General features: G+C 69.9%; 20 protein-coding genes. 7 read left to right on the top strand and 13 right to left on the bottom strand.

All coding sequences use genetic code 11. From position 1 onward, the window contains the following. Positions 1 to 21: 21 nt before the first annotated feature. From CRP56_RS35195 to CRP56_RS35160, 8 genes are all read right to left on the bottom strand, one after another. Positions 22 to 888, bottom strand: coding sequence for a carbohydrate ABC transporter permease (locus CRP56_RS35195; RefSeq protein WP_097270955.1), 867 nt, complete (start codon positions 886 to 888; stop codon positions 22 to 24). Continuing rightward, complete coding sequence (locus CRP56_RS35190) at positions 885 to 1841, bottom strand: carbohydrate ABC transporter permease (RefSeq protein ID WP_097270953.1); 957 nt, start codon at positions 1839 to 1841, stop codon at positions 885 to 887. The genes CRP56_RS35195 and CRP56_RS35190 overlap by 4 nt, the downstream gene beginning before the upstream one ends. Positions 1842 to 1843: 2 nt before the next feature. Beyond that, positions 1844 to 3193, bottom strand: coding sequence for an ABC transporter substrate-binding protein (locus CRP56_RS35185; RefSeq protein WP_097270951.1), 1350 nt, complete (start codon positions 3191 to 3193; stop codon positions 1844 to 1846). A gap of 110 nt (positions 3194 to 3303) precedes the next feature. Further along, a complete protein-coding gene (locus tag CRP56_RS35180) occupies positions 3304 to 4299 on the bottom strand; it encodes a LacI family DNA-binding transcriptional regulator (protein ID WP_097270949.1) in 996 nt (331 codons plus the stop codon). Positions 4300 to 4365: 66 nt separating this feature from the next. Continuing rightward, positions 4366 to 5181, bottom strand: a complete 816-nt coding sequence (locus tag CRP56_RS35175) for an ABC transporter permease (RefSeq protein WP_097270948.1) — start codon at positions 5179 to 5181, stop codon at positions 4366 to 4368. Between the two features lie 10 nt (positions 5182 to 5191). Continuing rightward, positions 5192 to 6055, bottom strand: coding sequence for an ABC transporter permease (locus CRP56_RS35170; protein WP_097270946.1), 864 nt, complete (start codon positions 6053 to 6055; stop codon positions 5192 to 5194). Between the two features lie 3 nt (positions 6056 to 6058). After that, positions 6059 to 7264: an ABC transporter substrate-binding protein gene (locus CRP56_RS35165; RefSeq protein ID WP_097270944.1), complete on the bottom strand. Its 1206-nt coding sequence runs from the start codon at positions 7262 to 7264 to the stop codon at positions 6059 to 6061. 21 nt (positions 7265 to 7285) lie between these two features. Continuing rightward, positions 7286 to 8323, bottom strand: coding sequence for an ABC transporter ATP-binding protein (locus CRP56_RS35160; protein WP_097270942.1), 1038 nt, complete (start codon positions 8321 to 8323; stop codon positions 7286 to 7288). 103 nt (positions 8324 to 8426) lie between these two features. On the opposite strand from CRP56_RS35160, the gene CRP56_RS35155 reads away from it, so the two are divergent. Continuing rightward, a complete protein-coding gene (locus CRP56_RS35155; protein ID WP_097270940.1) occupies positions 8427 to 9185 on the top strand; it encodes a FadR/GntR family transcriptional regulator in 759 nt (252 codons plus the stop codon). A gap of 40 nt (positions 9186 to 9225) precedes the next feature. Then, positions 9226 to 9990, top strand: a complete 765-nt coding sequence (locus tag CRP56_RS35150) for a cache domain-containing protein (protein ID WP_097270938.1) — start codon at positions 9226 to 9228, stop codon at positions 9988 to 9990. Positions 9991 to 9992: 2 nt separating this feature from the next. Here the strand turns inward: CRP56_RS35150 and CRP56_RS35145 are convergent, their stop codons facing one another. Continuing rightward, positions 9993 to 10655: an MmyB family transcriptional regulator gene (locus tag CRP56_RS35145; RefSeq protein ID WP_097270936.1), complete on the bottom strand. Its 663-nt coding sequence runs from the start codon at positions 10653 to 10655 to the stop codon at positions 9993 to 9995. Positions 10656 to 10892: 237 nt separating this feature from the next. Between CRP56_RS35145 and CRP56_RS35140 the strand changes: the two genes are divergently transcribed. Further along, complete coding sequence (locus CRP56_RS35140; protein WP_097270934.1) at positions 10893 to 11549, top strand: helix-turn-helix domain-containing protein; 657 nt, start codon at positions 10893 to 10895, stop codon at positions 11547 to 11549. Between the two features lie 32 nt (positions 11550 to 11581). Further along, positions 11582 to 12115, top strand: coding sequence for a toxin-antitoxin system, toxin component (locus CRP56_RS35135; protein ID WP_097270932.1), 534 nt, complete (start codon positions 11582 to 11584; stop codon positions 12113 to 12115). Positions 12116 to 12180: 65 nt separating this feature from the next. Here the strand turns inward: CRP56_RS35135 and CRP56_RS35130 are convergent, their stop codons facing one another. Continuing rightward, positions 12181 to 13224, bottom strand: coding sequence for an alpha/beta fold hydrolase (locus CRP56_RS35130; protein WP_097270930.1), 1044 nt, complete (start codon positions 13222 to 13224; stop codon positions 12181 to 12183). Positions 13225 to 13465: 241 nt separating this feature from the next. On the opposite strand from CRP56_RS35130, the gene CRP56_RS35125 reads away from it, so the two are divergent. Then, on the top strand, positions 13466 to 13696 hold the full coding sequence (locus CRP56_RS35125) for a hypothetical protein (RefSeq protein WP_097270928.1): 231 nt from the start codon (positions 13466 to 13468) through the stop codon (positions 13694 to 13696). Between the two features lie 57 nt (positions 13697 to 13753). Here the strand turns inward: CRP56_RS35125 and CRP56_RS35120 are convergent, their stop codons facing one another. Both CRP56_RS35120 and CRP56_RS35115 read right to left on the bottom strand, forming a co-directional pair. Then, positions 13754 to 14434 (bottom strand): 4'-phosphopantetheinyl transferase family protein, encoded by a 681-nt coding sequence (locus tag CRP56_RS35120; protein WP_097270926.1) that lies wholly within the window; start codon positions 14432 to 14434, stop codon positions 13754 to 13756. Next, complete coding sequence (locus CRP56_RS35115) at positions 14431 to 15291, bottom strand: metallophosphoesterase family protein (RefSeq protein WP_097270924.1); 861 nt, start codon at positions 15289 to 15291, stop codon at positions 14431 to 14433. Before CRP56_RS35115 ends, CRP56_RS35120 begins: the two co-directional genes overlap by 4 nt. Before the next feature lie 247 nt (positions 15292 to 15538). On the opposite strand from CRP56_RS35115, the gene CRP56_RS35110 reads away from it, so the two are divergent. Continuing rightward, entirely contained in the window at positions 15539 to 16669 is a 1131-nt protein-coding gene (locus CRP56_RS35110; RefSeq protein ID WP_097270922.1) for an ATP-grasp domain-containing protein, read from the top strand. Positions 16670 to 16851: 182 nt separating this feature from the next. Further along, positions 16852 to 18537 carry a carbohydrate binding domain-containing protein gene (locus tag CRP56_RS35105; protein WP_097270919.1) on the top strand — a complete coding sequence of 562 codons (1686 nt, stop codon included), beginning with the start codon at positions 16852 to 16854 and terminating at the stop codon, positions 18535 to 18537. 62 nt (positions 18538 to 18599) lie between these two features. Here CRP56_RS35105 and CRP56_RS35100 read toward each other — a convergent pair whose 3' ends face one another. Continuing rightward, entirely contained in the window at positions 18600 to 19850 is a 1251-nt protein-coding gene (locus CRP56_RS35100) for an alpha-L-fucosidase (RefSeq protein ID WP_097270917.1), read from the bottom strand. Between the last annotated feature and the right edge of the window lies 1 nt (position 19851).

Raw genomic sequence — 19851 nt, 5'->3', positions numbered from 1 at the left:
TCTGTAGGCGTACGGGCGGTGTCAGCCCTTCGTGCCGCCCGCGCTGATCCCGGCGATGATGTGCCGCTGGAAGACCAGGAACAGGGCGACCATCGGGATGCTGGCGATGACCATCGCGGCGATGAGCACGGTGAGTTGGATGTTCTGCGACAGCTGGACGAGGGCCACGCTGATGGGCTGCTTGTCGGTGTCGGAGAAGACCATCAGCGGCCAGAGGAAGTCCTGCCACACGGCGACCAGGGCGAAGATCGAGACGACTCCGAGCACCGGCCGGGACATCGGCAGCACGACCGACCACAGGACACGCAGTTTCCCGGCGCCGTCGATCTCGGCGGCCTCCAGGACATCGCGCGGGATCTGGTCGAAGAACCGCTTGAGCAGATAGAGGTTGAAGGCGTTGGCGACCGCCGGGAGCCAGATGGCGAGGGGGTCGTTGAGCAGGCCGAGGTCGGCGACGGTCAGGTACTTCGGTACGACGAGGGCCTGCGCGGGGACCATGAGGGTGGCGAGGATGCCGCCGAGGATCACCTTGCCGAAGACCGGCTTCAGCTTGGACAGGGCGTAGGCGGCGGCCGTGCAGAAGACCAGCTGGAAGGCCCAGGCGCCGGTGGCCTGGACGACGGTGTTCCAGAGGTGGGTCGGCAGTTGCATCAGGTCCCAGGCGTCGGTGTAGCCGTCGAGATGCCACTGCTTCGGGACGAGGGTGGGCGGGGTCTGCGCGACCTCGTCGGGGGACTTCGCCGCGCCCGTGACCATCCAGTAGACGGGGAAGAGGAACGCCACCGCGAAGAGGACGACGACCGCGGTGAAGACCGTCCAGTACACGGCCCTGCCGCGCGGGCGGGCCAGGGTCGCCGGGGAGACGAGGGTGCGGGTGGCGGCGCTCATGCGCCCTCCTCTCCGGAGCGGGTCAGGCGCAGATACCCGGCCGAGAAGGCGCCCAGCAGGATCAGGAGCATGACGCTGAGCGCGCAGGCGCCGCCGAAGTCGTTGTAGAGGAAGGCGTACTTGTAGATCAGGTAGAGGACGGTGACCGTGGCGTTCTCCGGGCCGCCGCCGGTGATGACGAACGGCTCGGTGAACACCTGCATCGTGGCGATGATCTGAAGGAGCATCAGCATCAGGATGACGAACCGGGTCTGAGGGACCGTCACATGGCGTACGCGTTGCAGCAGGCTCGCGCCGTCCAGTTCGGCGGCCTCGTACAGCTCACCGGGGATGGACTGAAGGGCGGCCAGGTAGATCAGGACGGTGCCGCCGAGGTTGGCCCAGGTGGCCACGATCACCAGGGAGACCAGGGCGGTGTCGGCACCGTTGGACCAGTTCGAGGTGGGCAGGTGCAGGAAGCGCAGCGCCTCGTTGGCGAGACCGGCGCCGGGATCGTAGAACCACTTCCACAGCAGGGCGCTGACCACCGGCGGGATCATCACCGGCAGATAGACGACGACCCGGAAGAACGCCTTGGCGTGCCGCAACTCGTTGAGCACCAGGGCCAGGACGAAGGGGACCGCGAAACCGAGCAGCAGGGCGAGCAGGGTGAAGGAGAGGGTGTTGCGCCAGGCGGCGGTGAACTCGGGGTCGTGCCAGACGCGGGTGAAGTTGGCGGTGCCGACCCACTCGGCGCCCGAACCCGGCGTGTACTTCTGGAAGGCGATCACGATCGCGCGGATCGCCGGGTACCAGGAGAACAGGGCGAAGCAGACCAGGCCGCCGATCAGGAAGGCGTGGGCGCGGAGTTGGTCGGCGAGGCGGCGCCGCCTCCGGTCCCCTGCCGGGGGCGGCGCCTTGACCGGTCGTACGGCGATGGCCGCGGCCGGTCGTCGATGAGCCGTCTTCGTCATGGTCAGTCCCGGGCGAGGATGCCGTCGATCTTGCCGCCGGCGTCCTTGAGGAGCTGGTCGATGTCGGCGTCCTTCTTGGTGAGGACGGCGGAGACGACGCCGTCGAGGACGGAGTAGATCTGCTGGGCGTGCGGCGGCTCGATCTTCATGTCGAGGGTGTGGTTGCCGTCGAGGAAGGCCTGGTAGTTCTCCACCGGGACATTGGCGTTGGCCTTCTTGACCTGCTGGTCCTTGGCGTCGGCGGCGCCGGTGAACAGCCGGGGTTCGGGCAGGCCGACGGGGGCGTCGTGCTGCTTGGCGCGGGCGTAGTCGCCGAGGAAACCGTCTCCGGGCGTCAGGAACATATGGTCCAGCCACTTCAGGCCGGCGCGGATCTGGGCGGGGCTGTCCTTCTTGTTGAACATGTAGCCGTCGCCGCCGATGAGCGTGCCCTCCCCGCCGGGCATGGGGGCGAGCGCGAGGTCCTTGTAGTCGCCGCCCTTCTCCTTGACCAGGATCGGGATGTTGTCGGGGGCGGAGAGGTACATGCCGAGCTTGCCCGAACCCATCATCTGCTGCACGTCGTTGATGACGAGGAGCTGCTTGCTGCCCATGGAGTCGTCGGTCCAGCGCATGTCGTGCAGGTTCTGGAGGACGGCCCGGCCCTGCGGGGTGTCGATCGTCGCCTTCTCGCCGTCGGCGCTGACCACGTCGCCGCCCTGGGAGTACAGCTCGGCGGTGAAGTGCCAACCGCCCTGGTTCTGGGCGCTGTAGTCGGCGTAGCCGACGGTGCCGTCGCCGAGGGCGGCGATCTTCTTGGCGTCGGCGCGCAACTCCTCCCAGGTGGCCGGGGGTTGCTCGGGGTCGAGGCCGGCCTTCGCGAAGAGCTTCTTGTTGTAGATCAGGCCCATCGAGTAGCCGGTGCGCGGGATGCCGTAGATCTTGCCGTCGACGGTGTAGATGTCGCGCAGTTGCCGCTGGATGGTGTCGTAGCTCTTCAACTCCTTGACGTACGGCGTCAGATCGGCCGCCTGGCCGATGTCGACGACATGCTTGGCGTCGGTGAAGTACGTGTAGAAGACGTCCTCCATCTGGCCGCCGGCGAGCTTGGCGTCGAAGGTCTTCGGGTCCTGGCAGGGGAAGGCGTCGTGGGCGACGACGTCGATGGTCGGGTTCTGCTTCTCGAAGGAGGCGATGTCCGCCTCGAAGAACGAGCGGTCGACCTTGGCGCTCTTGGGCGGCATGCAGTTGACCGTGATGCGGGTCTTGCCGCTCGCGGAGTCCTCGTCGCCGGACCCGCAGGAGGTCAGGGCGAGGGCGAGCGAGGTGACGCTGAGCGCGACGAACGTACGGCGGAACCCGGTGCTTCTCATCGGTGGACCCCTCTGGACAGGAGCGGTGGGCGGGGCACACTCAAGCACCGGCGACATCCGTCCGCAAGATGTCGCGCACAATCTGAAATTATTCGACAGTCAGCTGGATCTCAGGAACGGGGCGGTGGTGCCGTCGAGCCCCGTACCACCAGCTCGGGCTCGAACAGCAGCTCCTCGCGGGTCACGAAACCGCCGTTGATCTGCGTGTTCAGCAGCTCCACGGCCGCCCTGCCCATGGCCTCGATGGGCTGCCGGACGGTGGTCAGCGGTGGCTCGGTGCAGTTCATGAACGCCGAGTCGTCGTAGCCGACGACCGACACCTGGACGGGGACGTCCAGGCCCTTGCGGCGGGCGGCCCTGATGGCGCCGAGCGCCAGCGGGTCGCTGGCGCAGATGATGCCGGTGACGCCCCGGTCGATGAGCCGGGAAGCGGCCGCGTGCCCGCCCTCGATCGAGAACATCGCGCGGGCGACATGCTCCTCGGGCAGCTCCCCCACGGCCCGCGCGGCGGCCAGCTTGCGCGCCGAGGGCACATGGTCGGCGGGCCCCAGCACCAGCCCGATCCGCTCGTGCCCCAGCGAGGCGAGGTGCCGCCAGGCCTGCTCCACCGCCACCGCGTCGTCGCAGGAGACCCCCGGGAAGCCGAGGTCCTCGATGGACGCGTTGACCAGCACCACCGGGATCTTGCGGTCGGCGAGCAGCCGGTAGTGGTCGTGCGGGGCGTCGGCCTGCGCGTACAGCCCGCCGGCGAAGACGACACCGGACACCTGCTGTTGCAGCAGCAGTTCCACGTAGTCCGCCTCGGAGACGCCGCCCTTGGTCTGCGTGCACAGCACCGGCGTCAGTCCGAGCTGCGCGAGCGCTCCCCCGATGACCTCGGCGAACGCCGGGAAGATCGGGTTCTGCAGCTCGGGCAGCACGAGGCCCACGAGCCGCGCGCGCTCACCGCGCAGCTGCGTGGGCCGCTCGTAGCCGAGCACGTCCAGGGCGGACAGCACCGCCTGCCGGGTGGACTCGGAGACACCCGGCTTGCCGTTGAGCACCCGGCTGACAGTGGCCTCGCTGACCCCGACCTTCTTCGCCACCTCGGCAAGTCGTCGCGTCATGCGCGCAAGAATAGCGCAAGAAATGCAAGCGGCTTGCGTAATGACGACAACGGGTGCGCGAGGGGCTCAGACCCGGCTGCCGGTCGCCGTGTCCGCCGACAGCCGCTGGGCGACGTAGATCGGGATCACGGACAGCAGCACCAGCACCGCCGCCACCACGTTGACCACCGGCGCCTGCTGGGGGCGGGTCATGTTGTTGAAGATCCAGATCGGCAGGGTCTCCACACCCGGTCCCGCGGTGAACGTGGTCACCACGATCTCGTCGAAGGACAGCGCGAAGGCGAGCAGCCCGCCCGCGAACAGCGCCGAGCGCACGAGCGGGAAGGTGACGTCGGCGAAGGCGCGGAAGGTGTTCGCGCCGAGGTCCATCGCCGCCTCCTCGTACGTGCCGGAGGTGCGCCGCAGCCGGGCGACGACGTTGTTGAAGACGACGACGATACAGAAGGTGGCGTGCCCGACGACCACCGTGAACAGGCCCAGCCCCACCCCCAGCGGTTCAAGTACCGTGCTGAAGGCCGAGTTGAGGGCGATGCCGGTGACGATGCCGGGCAGCGCGATCGGCAGGACCACCACGAAGGAGATCGCGTCCCGCCCGAAGAACCGGTGCCGGGCGACGGCGAACGCGATCAGCGTGCCCAGCACCAGGGCGATGGCGGTGGCCCCGAGCCCCGCCTTCACCGAAGTCCAAAGGGCCTCCCGCGCCCCGGAGTTGTCCCATGCCACCGACCACCAGTGCAGGGTCAGTCCGGACGGCGGCCAGCTCGCGCTCCGGTCGGGGTTCAGGGAGTTGACGAGGACGAGCAGCAGCGGCACGTAGATCACCACGAAGCCGAACCCGGCGGCGACGCGCAGGGCGATCCGCGCGGAGCGGGACAGTTGCACGGGGGCTCCTCTACAGGCTGCTCAGCGCGCCCGTGCGCCGCATCGCCAGCAGGTACAGCACGATGACGACGACGGGGACCGTGCCGAGGGCGGCGGCCATGGGCAGGTTGAGTTCGATGTTGGAGTAGACGAGGTTGCCGATGAGCTGCGTCTTGCCGCCGACGATCTGCACGGTGATGTAGTCGCCGAGGCTGAGCGAGAACGTGAACACCGACCCCGCCGCCACCGACGGCAGCACCATCGGCAGCACGACGGACCGGAAGGTCCGCCAGCCCTTCGCCCCCAAGTCGGCTGACGCGTCGAGGAGGTTGGCGGGCAGCTGCTCCAGCGCGGTGTGGATCGGCAGGATCATGTACGGCAGCCAGAGGTATGTCAGGGTCAGCACCGTGGCGGGCAGTCCGTACCCCGGCCCGCCGAGCCCGAACGGCTTCAGCATCCAGTCGGCGAGCCCGCCCTCGGAGAGGATGAGCCGCCAGGCGTACACCTTGACCAGGTAACTCGCCCACAGCGGGGTGAGGATGGCGACGACGAGCAGCGGCCGCCACCGAGGCTTCGCGACCCGGGCGGTGTAGAAGGCGAGCGGGAAGGCGATGACCGCGCACAGGGCGGTGACGGCCAGGGCGACCCCGACGCTCCGCAGGATCACCTGCCGGAAGACCGGCACGGTGAACAGCTCATGGAAGTTGTCGGTCGACCAGACCTTCACGACTTCCGAGGTGAAGGAGTTCGTCGTCCAGAACGCGGAGACGAACAGCACGCTGAGCGAGCCGAGATAGAGCACCGCGAGCCACAGCAGCGGAGCGGTCAGCAGGAGGGTGAGCCGGAGGCGGGGGCGCCGGTGCAGCGCCCCCGCGGTCCGTGTGATCAGGGCCATGCGTCAGCCCTTGATCTCGGTCCAGGCCTGGACCCACTTCGCGTACGGCACGCACTTGACGTCGGTGCGGCCGTCCAGGCACTGCTCGATGGGCGTGTTCCAGAAGGCGATGTTCTTCCAGTAGCCCTCGTCGGCGGCGTGGTACGTCGTGCAGAAGTTCTTGTCGCTGGTCAGCTCGCAGGCCTTGGAGTTGGCCGGTGCCTCGCCGAAGTACTCGGCGACCTGGGCGTTGACCTTCGGGGAGACGATCCAGTCGAGCCATTTGTAGGCGCAGTTGGGGTGCTTGGCCTTGGCGGAGACCATCCAGGTGTCGGACCAGCCGGTCGAACCCTCCTTGGGCACGAAGGCCTTGACCTTGGCGCCCTCGTCGGCGGTGAGGTTGGCGATGACCTGCCAGGTGGTGCCGACGACGGAGTCACCGCTCTTGAAGGCGGAGATTTCCTTGAGGTAGTCGCTCCAGTACTCGCCGATGTTCGCGTTCTGCTGCTTGAGCAGGTCCACGGCGGCGTCGAACTGCTTCTGGTCCAGGGCGTACGGGTCCTTGATGCCGAGGTCGGGCTTGGTGGCCTTCAGGTAGAGGGCCGCGTCGGCGATGTAGATGGGCGAGTCGTATGCCGTGACGTGGCCCTTGTACTTCGAGGCGTCGTCGAAGACCGCCGACCAGGAGGTCGGGGCCGGGGTGACCTTCTCGGTGTTGTACATCAGCAGATTGGCGCCGCGGCCGTGCGGGATGCCGTACATCCGCCCGTCGACGGAGTTCCAGTCGCCGTCCTTCAACCCGCTGTAGATGTCCTTGTAGTTGGGGACGAGGTCGGTGTTGACGGGGGCCGCGTCGCCGGAGGCGATGAGGCGCAGCGAGGCGTCGCCGGAGGCGGAGACGGCGTCGTACTCCCCCGTCTTCATCAGTTTGACCATCTCGTCGGAGCTGGCGGCGGTCTTGGAGTTGACCTGGCAGCCGGTCTGCTTCTCGAAGTCGCTGACCCAGTCGACCTTGGGGTCGTTGGAGCCGTCCTCGACGTAGCCGGCCCAGGCGATGAGGTTGACCTGGCCCTCGGTCGTGCCGAGTTTCGAAGGGGCCTTCAGGTCAGGGGGGTTGAGGCCGGTGGAGGAGCCTTTGCCGTCGTCGGAGGATCCGCAGGCGGTGGCGGCGAGGAGCAGTGCGGCGACGGCTGCCGCCGCCTTGAGGGTTGAGCGCACGACGTACTCCATACGTGAGGGGACGAGCTGGGGTCAGTCCGGAAGGGGTACGGCCACGGCGTGGCGTCGGTGCCATTGCAGGCGTACCCGGGTGCCGCGGTAGGCGGCGACGTCCTCGGAGGAGGTCTCCAGGTTCTGCTGGAGGGCGGTGAGCCGGCCGCCGGCGTCGAGGTCGACGAGGAAGCGGGTGGCGTCCCCGAGGTAGACGACCTCGGCGACGGTGCCGACGGCGGTGGCGTGCTCGGGCCGGCCGGCCTCGGCGGACTCCTTGAGGACACGGATCTTCTCCGGGCGGATGCTGTAGGTGCCGGGGCTGCCGACGATCCGGTGGGCGGACTCGCCCTCCAGAAGGTTGGAGGTGCCGACGAAGGACGCGACGAACGGGGTCGCGGGGCGTTCGTAGACCTCGGCGGGGGTGCCGACCTGTTCGATGCGGCCCTGGTGGAAAACGGCGATGCGGTCGCTCATCGTCAGGGCCTCCTCCTGGTCGTGGGTGACGAAGACGAAGGTGATGCCGACCTCGCGCTGGAGCGCCTTGAGCTCGACCTGCATCTGCTCGCGCAGCTTGAGGTCGAGGGCGCCGAGCGGTTCGTCGAGCAGCAGGACGCGGGGGCGGCCGACGAGCGCACGGGCGAGGGCGACACGCTGCCGCTGGCCGCCGGAGAGCTGCGAGGGCCGCCGCTTGCCGAAGCCTTCCAGCCGCACCTCCGCCAACGCCTTCCGGGCCCGGACCAGCCGCTCAGCCTTGGGCACCTTGCGGACCTTGAGCGCGTAGGCGACGTTCTGCTCGACCGTCATGTGCGGGAACAGGGCGTAGTCCTGGAAGACCGTGTGGACGTCCCGCTCGAAGGGGGCGAGCCCGGTGACCTCCTGCCCGGCGAGCTCGATCCGGCCGCCGCTCGGGGCCTCGAACCCGGCGATCATGCGCAGGACGGTGGTCTTGCCGGAGCCGGAGGGGCCGAGCATCGAGAAGAACTCACCGTCCCGGATCTCCAGATCGACCCCGGCCACGGCGGTCGTCTCCCCGAACGACTTCCGCAGACCCTGCAGCCGGATGGCCATTCCCTCCATGGGCGGGAACCTTCCTGGTGCTCTCGCGCGTTGACCTATTGACCGGAAACATATGAAGTCATAGTTCAAAGCTCAAGGCCCCCTTAGGGTAAAGCTTGAGTCAATGAGCAAGGTGGTGGCCGTGAAGCAGCAGCAGATGAACGGCGGCGCCCGGAAAGCCGTCTTCGCCCCGGTCGACAGCCGGGCGCGGGTCGACGCCGTGGTGCGCCGGATCGGCGACGCCATCGAGCTCGGCCTGCTCGCCGACGGCGAGCAACTCCCGGGCGAGACCGAGCTGGCGGGCCAGCTCGGCGTCTCCACGGTGACGCTGCGGGAGGCGCTCATGGCGCTGCGCCAGCAGGGCCTGGTCACCACCCGCCGGGGCCGCGGCGGCGGCTCCTTCGTCTCGCTCCCCGAGGTCCCCGGCGAGGAGCGCCTCAAGGTCCGGCTGCGCGGCTGGAGCACCGAGGAACTCCGCGACCTCGGCGACCACTGGGCCGCCCTGTCCGGCACGGCGGCCCGCCTCGCCGCCGACCGCACCGAACCCGACGACCTCGGCCAACTCCGCCGTACGGCCGAGGAGTTGACGCAGGCCGCGGGCGCGGCGGCGCGCAGCCGGGTGTACGGCCGCTTCCACGTCGAACTCGCGGCGGCGGCGCAGTCCGCCCGCCTCACCCGGGAGCAGGTGGCCCTCCAGACCGAAGTGGGGGCGCTGCTCTGCCTTGTGCTCGGGGACGACGAATATCGTGAAGAGGTCTGCGAGCGACTCCGATTCGTAATCTCCGCCGTGCAGGATGGGGCCCACGAATTGGCCAGGGAACAGGCCGAGCGGTGCGTCCGGGAGTCGACGTCGCGGCTGATCGCCCTGCGTCTGACGCTGTAGCCGCACCGCTCGCGAGGTCCCCGTCCGCTGGAGGGCAGCCATGAGCCTCGCGACGGCAACGCGCGACAAGGCACCGGAGGAATCGGTCGTGGCCCGCGTCCGCTCGACGCTGGAGGCCGTGTTCGACGCGGTCGCGGCGACCCGCGCCGACACCGCGGCCCTGCTGGCCCGGGTGGCCGCCACGGGCCGTCGCCCGGCGACCGTGGACCTCGCCGCCCTGCGCCCCGGTCTGCACGACCGCCTGGCCCGCGACACGTTGGTGTCCGGCGTCGGCTTCGTGGCCGCGCCCGGCCTGCTGAGCGACGTACCGGCGTGGCTGGAGTGGTGGCAGACGGGCTCCGACGGCGACGTACGGCCGCTGCTCCTCGATCTCGACCCCGAGCACTCGGCGTACGCCGACTACACGCACTGGGACTGGTTCGCGCTGCCTCGCGACACCGGGGAGCGGGCGGTGGCAGGCCCGTACGTCGACTACCTCTGCTCGGACGAGTACAGCCTCACCCTGTCCGCGCCGGTGCAGGTCGAGGGCCGGTTCGCCGGGGTGGCCGCCGCGGACGTGTATCTACGGCACTTCGAGGCGGCCGTCATGCCGATGCTGCGCCGGTTGCCCGGCCCGGCGCGGCTGGTGAACGCGCGGGGGCGGGTGGCGGCCTCCACCGACCCACGCCATCTGGTGGGTTCGCTCAGCAAGGGCCCGGATTTCGGGCAGGTGCTGACGACGGGCCGCCCGGAACAGACGGGCGGGGTGCGGCTGGTGCCGTGCGACGGGGTGCCGTTGGTGCTGGTGAGCACGGGTCAGGAGTGAGATCACCCTTCCGCTGTGGGGACCACCCTCAGGTGCGCGGCCGACCGGCGCGTCCCACGCGCGCGTACCGGGGCGCGCCGCGTCTCGCGCAGGACCAGGGTGAGCCGGGTGCAGCCGAGGTCGCGGAGGGTGCCGGGCGTCTCGTCGACGACCCGGCAGTCGGCGGCGCCCCAGCGCGGGTCGGGGTGCAGCAGCGGCCGGACGGCGCCGTCGTGCGCGAAGGCGCGCTCGCCGACGGCCCTGATCCAGTGCGGCAGGCCGTGCCGGTAGGCGGCGTCCATGATGGGGTCCTGGGCGATGTCCCGGCGGATGGCCTGCAGGGCGTGATCATGCCCGTCCCGCTCCACCGCGGCGGCGAAGTGGGCCAGCATCGGCAGGCACCAGCTCGACTCGTGCTCCCCGAGCACGGTGCCGGCGTCCGGGTGGAAGAGCACGAATCTCAGGAAGTTGTCGTCCGGCATGGCGGTCGGATGCGGACCCACACCGCGGAAAAGTGACGCGAAAGCGGCGTTGGACAGAACGACGTCCCACCGCTCGTCGAGCACGAACGAAGGAAAGGGAACGGCTTCCAGAAGGGTGGCGTAGTCCTGGAGATACGCCCGGGCCTCGGGACTGTCGGGGACGGCCCGCGGCTGCGGCCGCTGCCCTCCTGCCTGCTGTGCCATCGGGAGGTCACCCCTCTTGCCTATGCGGCCACGCGCGTGGCGCCCTGATCCTGCTGCCCGGACGCGAGCGGTGTCAACTATCGTGGCATTTCGTGACGGTTGACGGCTGAAATTGGCCACAGTTGTGGCGAGACCTGGATGTGCGTTCGAACAACGGCTACTCTCCCGGGAGTTCACGGCAACCGCTTGTGTTGAGCTGCTTGTGAGAAGCCTGTGAGAGACGTAGGAGATCTGTCGGTGGCGGATGGCTTCGCGAGTCCGGGTTCCCCGGTGACGGCTGCACTACCGGCCGTCGTCGCTCGCGTCACCGCACTCGCCGACCGGCTCGGTGTGCCGCACGCGGAGGTCTTCCACACCGGCCGCCTGTCGGTGGCCAGCGGTGTCCCCGAGTCCGTGGTCAAGGCCCTGCTGAGCGGCCGTCCGGCCGGCGAGCCGGACATCCAGGCCCGCTTCCTGCAGCGCCTGGACCTCCTGCGCCGCACCCGTCTGAAGCCCAACGGCCGCAAGTACACCCAGCAGGAGATCGCCGACGGCGCCGGCATGTCGCGCCAGCAGGCGGGCGCCCTCATCAACGGCGACCGGCGTCCCACGATGGAGCACTGCGACGCCATCCAGCGCTTCTTCCGGGTGCACGCCGGTTTCCTCACGGCGGAGGACCCCGAGGCGCTGGCCGGCGCCCTGCAGCGCACCGAACAGGATCTCCTGCAGAAGCTGGCCGACCGGGAGAAGGAGGCGGTCGCCACCGCGGGCGACCCGCTGGAGCAGCTCCTCCAGGACCACGGTGTCCGCGGAATCGCCTGGCGGGCCGCACAGCTGCCCACCGATCAGCATCGGGACAAGGTCGCCGAATGGCTGGACATGCTTCTGGAGAGCGTCAAACGGCCCGAGTCGTGAGCCGGGGGTTAACTGTGGGCATCGGTAGGGAAATGCGCCGCCTGTGCGGCGAACTGGTCGCGGAGCTGCCCTTCACGGCCCCCGCGGCGCATCCCACGGAGCTGTACACGGCCCTCTGCGAGGCGATGAGCCGCCGCCGCGGTCGCCCGGTCCACTTCCGAACGTCGGCCTTCCCGGTCGGCACCGCGAGCGGCCTGTGGCTGGACATGGCCGACCAGGACCTGGTCGTCGTCGAGGAACGCACCGCCCCCGACCACCAGTTGGTCATCCTCGGCCACGAGCTGTGGCACATGCAGGCCGGCCACAACAGCCACCATGTCGAGGGCGCCGCCGTGGCGGCCCGCATGCTCAGCGACGACGCCGACCTCAGGGCGGCCGTCCTCAAGGTCGCCGCCCGCAGCCGCTTCGACCAGGAGGACGAGAAGGAGGCCGAGCGCTTCGGGCTCCTGCTGGCCAGCAAGTGCCGTACCTGGCTGGACGGTTCGTCGGTACGGGGTCCGGTGCAGCGGGACCGGCTGGCGGGCCGTATCGAGGCGTCGCTGGGCTATCTGGGCCCGCAAGGCTGAGTACGCCCGACTCGTACGACTGCCCTCACGTGGCTCCGCGCTCGCCCGCGCCTCGCCCGCCTCCCTCACGTGGCGCTGCGCTCGCTCGCCTCCCGCAGCTCCCGGTCCGCGGTCCGCTCACGGGCGCCACCGGCCCGTCCGGCAGCCGACCCCGGCCGCCCCTCCCGCAGCAGCTCCCGCCAGTGCTCCCGGCTCCAGTCGGCCGGCGCGGTGTCCCTCGTGAACTCCTCCACCAGCGCCACGAACCGCCCCGGGTCGGCGTGGAACGGGAAGTGCCCGGCGCCCTCGAAGATCTCCAGCCGGCTCCCCGGCATCGCCTCGTGCGCCCCGAACGCGTGCCGCACCGGCACCACGCTGTCCCGGTCGCCCCACAGCAGCATGGTCGGCATGCCCTCGGTGAGATAGCACCGGTCCAGCATCGTCACGACCTGCCCCCGCCAGTCCACGACGGCGCGCAGGGTCCGGATGAAGGCGTTCCGGGAGGTCTCGTCGGGCAACGCGTCGACCAGGTTCAGCAGATCGGGCGCGTCCTGCCCGAGGTCGGTGTCCATGGCCTTCATCATCCGTACCGCGAGCCCCACTTGAAGCCGGGCGCCCGGCAACCGCAGCGCGGACAGCATCAGATGGGCGCCGGGCAGGGAGACGAGCCGCAGCACCGGATTGACCTCGCGGCCCACCCCGCCCGCGCTGACCAGGATCAGCCGCTCGGTCCGCTCGGGGAACTGGTAGGCGAACTGCATGGCCACGCCCCCGCCCAGCGAGTGCCCCACCAGGGTCGCCGACTCGATGCCGAGCGTGGTGAGCAGGTCCCGCACCCCGTTGGCGTACGCGGCCACCGAGTAGTCGGCGCGGGGCTTGTCGGAGGCGCCGTGCCCCAGCAGGTCGGGGGCGATCACGGTGTGCGTGCGGGCCAGGTCGGGGATGAGCTCGGCCCAGGTGGCCGAGGAGTCCCCGATGCCGTGGATGAGGACGAGCGCCGGGCCCTCACCGGCCATGCGGAAGGCACGCCGGTATCCGTGCACCATCCGGTACTGCAACTCGAGTTCGCCGTCGCCCACCGAGCGCAGCCTGACGGCGCGCGCGGAGGGCCGATGTGGGACGTCGACCACGTACGTGCCTCCCGTTTCCCCAGCCGCCCGCCCGGCCGTGCCTGGCCGCCGGGCGCGACCGAAAGCCCTTCCACTCCAGCGTAGAACCCTCTTCCCACCCGCGATTTCGATCAGGTTTCACCTCGGCTAAGCGGGCGAACGGACGGGGAGCGGGACCGGATTGTCAGTGGTGGTTGGCAAGCTGGAGTCGGGCCCTCATTGGCGGGGCCGACCGACGAGCCGACTTGGGGAGAGCCGACCGATGCCCACCGCCGTACTCACCGACCGCGAGCGCACCGCCGTACAGGCCTACCTGCGGCTGCTGCACACCGTCCGGGCCGCCTTCGACGGTCCGCCGGACGGCAGGCGACCACCCGTCGTGCCGCCCGCGGTCCTCGCGGAGGCGGAGCAGGCGCTGGCGGAAGCGGGCCTGGCGGGCAACGAGGAGGCCTTCTTCCGGCTGCTCCGGAACTGGTGTCCGCCGGCGCCGTAGGGAGCCGGTCGACGGCCGGCGGGGAGCCGGCCGGCACGGACCGGCCGTGCCGCACGCTCAGGCGTGCGGCACGACCACCGACGTGGCCACCAGACCGTCCCGGACGGTCCAGCGCCCTTCGAAGACACCACGCCGCTGCCCGCCCAGGACCGGTCCGGGGACGAGCAGTTCGGCGCGCAGCCGACCACGGGGGAACTCACCGGCGTCGACGAGGATCTCGATGTCGGCCTCGGCGAAGTCGAGCCAGACGCCGGTGAGCGGGAACCACGCCTTGTAGACGGACTCCTTGGCGCTGAACAGCAGCCGGTCCCAGTGGATGCCGGGGCGCCTCGCGGCGAGGTGGCGCAGCCTGATCCGCTCGGCGGGCAGCGACACACTCTCGAGGACGCCGTCCGGGAGCGGTCCGTGGGGTTCGGCGTCGATGCCCAGGGAGGCGAGCTCGGCCGCGCGGACGAGGGCGGCGGCGCAGTAGCCGTCGCAGTGGGTCATGCTGCCGGTCAGGCCGGCGGGCCACTGCGGGGCGCCGCGTTCGCCGGGCAGCACCGGCTGCGGAGGGACGCCGAGCTTCTCCATCGCCCGCCGGGCGCAGGACCGTACGAGGGCGAACTCGCGGCGGCGTTTGGCGACGGACTGCGCGACGAGCGCGGCCTCCTCCGGGTACAGCGTGATGTTCTCCGCGTCGCCCTGGCCATGTGTCTCCACGGCGACCACGGAGTCCGGCAGCAGGTCCTCGATCACAGCGCGCCGACCTCCCCGGGCGCGATACGGCGCAGCCGTCCCGGTGGCTGAGGCCGCTTGCTCCACTCCCGCGGATAGCCCACCGACACCTCCTCGAACCGGACCCCGTCGAGCCAGGTGGTGCGGGGGATGTGGAGATGGCCGTAGACCATGGTCTCGACGCGGAACCGGCGGTGCCAGTCGGCGGTCAGGGTGGTGCCGCACCACATGGCGAACTCGGGGTACCACAGGACGTCCATGGGGTGCCGGTCCAGCGGGTAGTGGTTGACCAGGATGGTGGGCAGATCGTCCGGCAGCGCCTCCAGCCGGCGCTCGGTCTCGGCGACCCGGGCGCGGCACCAGGCCTCGCGGCTCGGGTAGGGGTCGGGGTGCAGCAGGTGCTCGTCGGTGCAGACGATGCCGGTGCCGTGCGCGTACTCCAGGCCCTGTTCCTTGGTCGTGCAGCCCGAGGGCAGGAAGGAGTAGTCGTAGAGGAGGAAGAGCGGGGCGACGGCGACCGGGCCGCCGGGTCCCTCCCAGACGGGGTAGGGGTCCTCGGGGGTGAGGACGCCGAGGTCACGGCAGACCTCCACGAGGTGCTCGTAGCGGGCGACGCCGCGCAAGGTGACGGAGTCGCTGGGGTGGGTCCACAGCTCGTGGTTGCCGGGCGCCCAGATCACCTTGCGGAAGCGGCCGGCGAGGGTTTCCAGCGCCCAGCTGATCGCCTCGACGGTCTCCGCGACGTCACCGGCGACGAGCAGCCAGTCGTCGTCCGTCTCCGGGCGCATGGCCTCCACCAGAGCACGGTTCTCGGGATAGCCGATGTGCAGGTCGCTGATCGCCAGCAGTTGTGCGGCGCCACCGGCCGTCGACGTCACGTCTCGCCCCCTCCGTGCACCCGGATACGACCACGACAGGATATGCGGGCGGCGCCGGGAGAGTGGTTCAAGATCGAAAAATCCGTAACACGCACGTTGCACGCGGGGGCCCCGGCAGGCCGTATGATCGCCCCAACACCACCGCCATGAACTTCCCTTCTTACAGGGCGGTTTGGTGTCCCTAAAAACCACCCTGGCCGGGCCCGGCCTGCTTCGCTGTGCCCGAAAACCCCGAAAGGCGGCCTGCATGATCTCTCGCGTACGCGTCTGGCTCAACCGCACGTACGCGGAGAACGTGTTCTTCATGGATCAGCTGCGGAAAAATCCCAGCGATCGCGCCGTCGAGATCCATGCCACGCACGGCGACGCGGACTCCCCCGTACTGGCAGCCGCCGACACGGCGGACCTGGAGCCGGAAGGCCTGTCCCCGGCCGGGTACGTGGAGTACGCGCTCGACCAGTGCCAGCGCCGCGGCATCGACGTGTTCGTGCCCCGGCTGCACCAGTCGGCGATCGTGGCGCACCGGGCCGAGTTCGAGGCGGTCGGGACGGCGCTGCTGGCGCCGCCGCCGGAGGCCGTGGCCGTCTTCGAGGACAAGGTGATCGCCTACGAGGCCGTGCAGGCGATCGGGGTCCCGGTGCCGCCGTGGTTCCGGGTCCGGTCCGCCGACGAACTCGTCGCGGCGGTCGAGGAGTTGGAGGCGGGCGGCCACAGGGCGTGCTTCAAGCCGGCGTCCGGTGCGGGCGGGGTGGGCTTCCGTGTGATCACGCGCGCCCCCTTCTCGCTCGTCCACCTCAACGGCTTCCCCAGCCCGTACGTCCCGCTGGACGTGGTCGTCGAGGCGCTGCGGCAGGCCGACGAGGCGGTGGACTGGCTCGTGATGCCACGCCTCGAGCAGCCGGAGGTGTCGGTGGACTGCCTCACGGGGCCCGACAACCGGATTCGGCTGGCCGTGGGCCGTACGAAGAACGGGCGGCGGCGCGGGTTCACGCTGCACGAGCAGTGGCTGGAGCCGGCGCGGCTGATCGCGGAGGGGTTCGGGCTGCACTACCTGTCCAACATCCAGTTCCGGATGTTCGGCGACCGGCCTGTTCTCATGGACGTCAACACGCGTCCAGCTGGGGGTTTGCACCAGCTGTCGCTGTGCGGGGTCAACGCGCCCTGGGCCGCTGTGCAGTTGGCGCTGGGTGAGGACCCGGGGGAGATGGTGCCGCCGTTCCTGGGGCAGGACTACACGGTGGTGTCGGGGCCGCGGCCGCTTCGGGCGGTGTCGCTGCCGCAGCAGCGTGAGGCGTCCGAGCCGTTGCCTGCCGTGCCGGCGCCTGTGGTGACTGAGCCCGTTGTGGTGGAGGCTGCGGCTTCTGTCCTGCCGCTTTAGGGTTCGTTGCCGGGTGCGGGTTCGCTGTGGCTGGTCGCGCAGTTCCCCGCGCCCCTTAGGAGCCTCACCCACACCGGTATGGACCAATTCCGTCAATCTCCTTGACAGGCCTATTGGTCCATACCAACTTTGTTGCGCACCCCCTGCACTCCCGAACACCCCCATTCCTTCAGGGAGATCGCGTGCGCAACAAAGCCCGACGTCCCAGACGTCGTCTCCTCGCCCTTCTCGCCACCGCCGGGCTCGCGCTCACCGGAGCCGTCGCGCTGCCCGGCACCGCTCAGGCGGCGAACATCCTGACCAACCCCGGCTTCGAGTCGGGGAGTCTCTCGCCCTGGTCCTGTACCGGGAACCTCGGCTCGGTCGTCTCCTCCCCCGTGCACAGTGGCTCCAAGGCCCTTGCGGGGGCGGTGAGTTCGAGTGACAACGCCAAGTGCAGCCAGACCGTCGCCGTGAAGCCGAACACGGCGTACACGCTGAGCGGCTGGGTGCGCGGCAGCTACGTCTACCTCGGGGTGGACGGCGGCGCCTCCACCTGGACGACGTCGCCGTCGGCGTACGCCCAGCTCAGCGTCAACTTCACCACCGGTGCCTCGCAGACCAGCGCCACGATCTACACCCACGGCTGGTACGCGCAGGGCACCTACTACGCCGACGACATCAGCCTCGACGGGCCCGGTGGCGGCGGCGGTTCGGACACACAGGCGCCGACCGCGCCGACCAGTCTGCGGTCCACCGGCAAGACCTCCTCGACCGTGTCGCTGGCCTGGAACGCCTCGACGGACAACGTCGGCGTCACGGCGTACGACATCTACAGCGGCTCGAACCAGGTGCTGAGCGTCTCCGGTACGACGGCCACCGTGAGCGGGCTTTCGGCCAGCACCGCCTACACCTTCACCGTGAAGGCCCGGGACGCGGCCGGGAACACCTCGGCGGCCTCCAACGCCGTGAGCGTCACGACCGACGCGGGCGGCGGGGGCGGTACCGGGTTCAAGCAGGCCGCGCCCTATCTGTACGAGGGCTGGGGCGATCCGCCGAGCGTGTCGACGGTGATGAGCTCGACCGGTATCAAGTGGTTCACGATGGCGTTCATGCTGGACGGCGGCGGCTGCAACCCCATGTGGGACAGCAACCGGCCGTTGACCGGCGGGGTCGACCAGACGGTCATCAACCAGATCCGCTCGGCGGGCGGGGACATCGTGCCCTCGTTCGGCGGCTGGCAGGGCAGCAAGCTCGGCGCCAACTGCTCCTCCGCCAGTGCGCTCGCCGCCGCGCTGCAGAAGGTGATCGACGCCTACTCGCTCAAGGCGATCGACATGGACATCGAGAACACGGACGAGTTCGAGAACGAGGCCGTGCAGGCGAGGATCCTCACCGCGCTGAAGACGGTCAAGGCCAACAACCCCGGCCTGAAGACCATCGTCACCTTCGGCACCTCGACGACCGGCCCGACCTACTACGGCAACCGGCTGATCGAGCAGGCCAAGTCCATCGGCGCCGACATCGACGTCTTCACCATCATGCCGTTCGACTTCGGCGGCGGCTCCGACATGTACGGCAACACCGTGAACGCGACGGAGGGTCTGAAGGCCAAGCTGAAGTCCACCTTCGGCTGGGACGACGCGACCGCCTACGCCCACATCGGCATCTCCGGCATGAACGGGCTCAGCGACCAGCAGGAGCTGACCAGCCCCGCCATCTGGACGCAGATCCGTGACTGGGCCAACTCCCACCACATCGCCCGGCTGGCGTTCTGGTCGGTCAACCGCGACCGGCCGTGCGCGGGTGGCGGCGTGGTGAGCAACTGCTCCGGCATCAGCCAGAACAACTGGCAGTTCACCTCGATCACGGCCGGTTTCACCGGCTGAGCCACGCCGAAGGACGCCCCTGGTCACGGCCGCCCGGAACAGGGCCGTGACCAGGGGCCGTTTCAGAAGCGGCCTGACCCCCGGTACAGCTCCAGCTCCCCGTCCAGCTCCACCGCCAGCACCGTCGCATGCGGGTCGAGGTCGATCAGCGCCGGCGGGTCGATCCACAGCACGCCGACCGCCTCGTGCAGCCCGCCGACGACCCGGTGGCCGAGCTCGGTGCCGGTGCCGAGCACGGTGACCTTCCGGACCGCCGTCGCCAGGCCTCGGACGCCGATCTCGGCGCGCGGGATGTCGAACAGGGTGAGGTAGAGCGTGCGGCGGTCGGCGGAGAGGGTGCTGGGACCGTAGTGGTGCCCGGCGGGCAGGCCGCGCACGGTCCCGTAGACCGCCTCCGCGTGCTTGCGGATCCACTCCCCCAGCCCCTCCAGCCGCTCCACCTGCGGCTGCGGGATGGTGCCGTCCTCCATGGGGCCGACGTCGAGCAGCAGGTTGCCGCCGCCCCCGATGGTCTCGGTGAAGTAGCGGATGAGCTGGCTCAGCGACTTGTGGTTGTGGTCGGCGTGCTGGTAGCCCCACGAGTCGTTGATGGTGAGGCACAACTCCCAGGGCCCGTCCGGCGGTTCGATGGGCGCACCCTGTTCGGGGGTGGCGTAGTCTCCCTCGCTGAGCATGCGGGCGTTGAACACGACGTCCGGCACGTACGACCGTATGAGCGCGGCCAGTTCGGGGATGCGCCACTGCTCCTCGCTGCGGTCCCACTCGCCGTCGAACCACATCAGGTCCGGCCGGTAGCGGGAGGCCAGTTCGCGGATCTGGCCGTCGCGGTAGGCGATGAAACGCTCCCAGGCCTCCAGGTCCTCGTCCTCGGCGGCCACCTCGGAGTAGCGGTTGTCCTCCTGCTCCGGCGGGCGGCCGGGCTTGCGCGTGGAGGCATAGTCCGGGTGGTTCCAGTCGGAGTGGGAGTAGTAGAAGCCGACCTTGAGGTCCTTCTCGCGCAGGGCCTCGGCGTAGGGGCCGACGTAGTCCTTGCCCAGGTTCAGGTCGCCGAACTGCGTGTCCCACAGGGCCACTCCGTCGTGGTGACGGGTCGTCAGCACGGCGTACTTGGCGCCCGCGCGGGCGAACAGGTCGGCCCAGGCACGGGGGTCGTACTTGGCGCCGGTGAAGCGCTCCAGCTGGGACATGTACCGGTCGTGCGGCACGATGTCGTCGTAGAACGACCAGGACTCCTGGACGCCGTCGACGGCGTAGATGCCCCAGTGGACGAAGATCCCCAACTTGGCGTCGGTGAACCACGGTTGCATCGGCATG

The organism is Streptomyces sp. TLI_55 (assembly GCF_900206255.1).
Taxonomy (GTDB): Bacteria; Actinomycetota; Actinomycetes; order Streptomycetales; family Streptomycetaceae; genus Streptomyces; species Streptomyces aquilus.
The sequence above is the reverse complement of the archived record's forward strand: the minus strand, read 5'-3'. Positions and strand labels throughout refer to the sequence as shown.

Excerpts from the sequence above, each read along its gene's own strand:
- CRP56_RS35150 (WP_097270938.1), top strand. The coding sequence starts at position 9,226 with ATGAGCCTCGCGACGGCAACGCGCGACAAGGCACCGGAGGAATCGGTC.
- CRP56_RS35125 (WP_097270928.1), top strand. The coding sequence starts at position 13,466 with ATGCCCACCGCCGTACTCACCGACCGCGAGCGCACCGCCGTACAGGCC.
- CRP56_RS35185 (WP_097270951.1), bottom strand. The coding sequence starts at position 3,193 with ATGAGAAGCACCGGGTTCCGCCGTACGTTCGTCGCGCTCAGCGTCACC.
- CRP56_RS35160 (WP_097270942.1), bottom strand. The coding sequence starts at position 8,323 with ATGGAGGGAATGGCCATCCGGCTGCAGGGTCTGCGGAAGTCGTTCGGG.
- CRP56_RS35165 (WP_097270944.1), bottom strand. The coding sequence starts at position 7,264 with ATGGAGTACGTCGTGCGCTCAACCCTCAAGGCGGCGGCAGCCGTCGCC.
- CRP56_RS35195 (WP_097270955.1), bottom strand. The coding sequence starts at position 888 with ATGAGCGCCGCCACCCGCACCCTCGTCTCCCCGGCGACCCTGGCCCGC.
- CRP56_RS35145 (WP_097270936.1), bottom strand. The coding sequence starts at position 10,655 with ATGGCACAGCAGGCAGGAGGGCAGCGGCCGCAGCCGCGGGCCGTCCCC.
- CRP56_RS35135 (WP_097270932.1), top strand. The coding sequence starts at position 11,582 with ATGCGCCGCCTGTGCGGCGAACTGGTCGCGGAGCTGCCCTTCACGGCC.
- CRP56_RS35100 (WP_097270917.1), bottom strand. The coding sequence starts at position 19,850 with ATGCCGATGCAACCGTGGTTCACCGACGCCAAGTTGGGGATCTTCGTC.
- CRP56_RS35170 (WP_097270946.1), bottom strand. The coding sequence starts at position 6,055 with ATGGCCCTGATCACACGGACCGCGGGGGCGCTGCACCGGCGCCCCCGC.
- CRP56_RS35180 (WP_097270949.1), bottom strand. The coding sequence starts at position 4,299 with ATGACGCGACGACTTGCCGAGGTGGCGAAGAAGGTCGGGGTCAGCGAG.
- CRP56_RS35190 (WP_097270953.1), bottom strand. The coding sequence starts at position 1,841 with ATGACGAAGACGGCTCATCGACGACCGGCCGCGGCCATCGCCGTACGA.
- CRP56_RS35110 (WP_097270922.1), top strand. The coding sequence starts at position 15,539 with ATGATCTCTCGCGTACGCGTCTGGCTCAACCGCACGTACGCGGAGAAC.
- CRP56_RS35155 (WP_097270940.1), top strand. The coding sequence starts at position 8,427 with ATGAGCAAGGTGGTGGCCGTGAAGCAGCAGCAGATGAACGGCGGCGCC.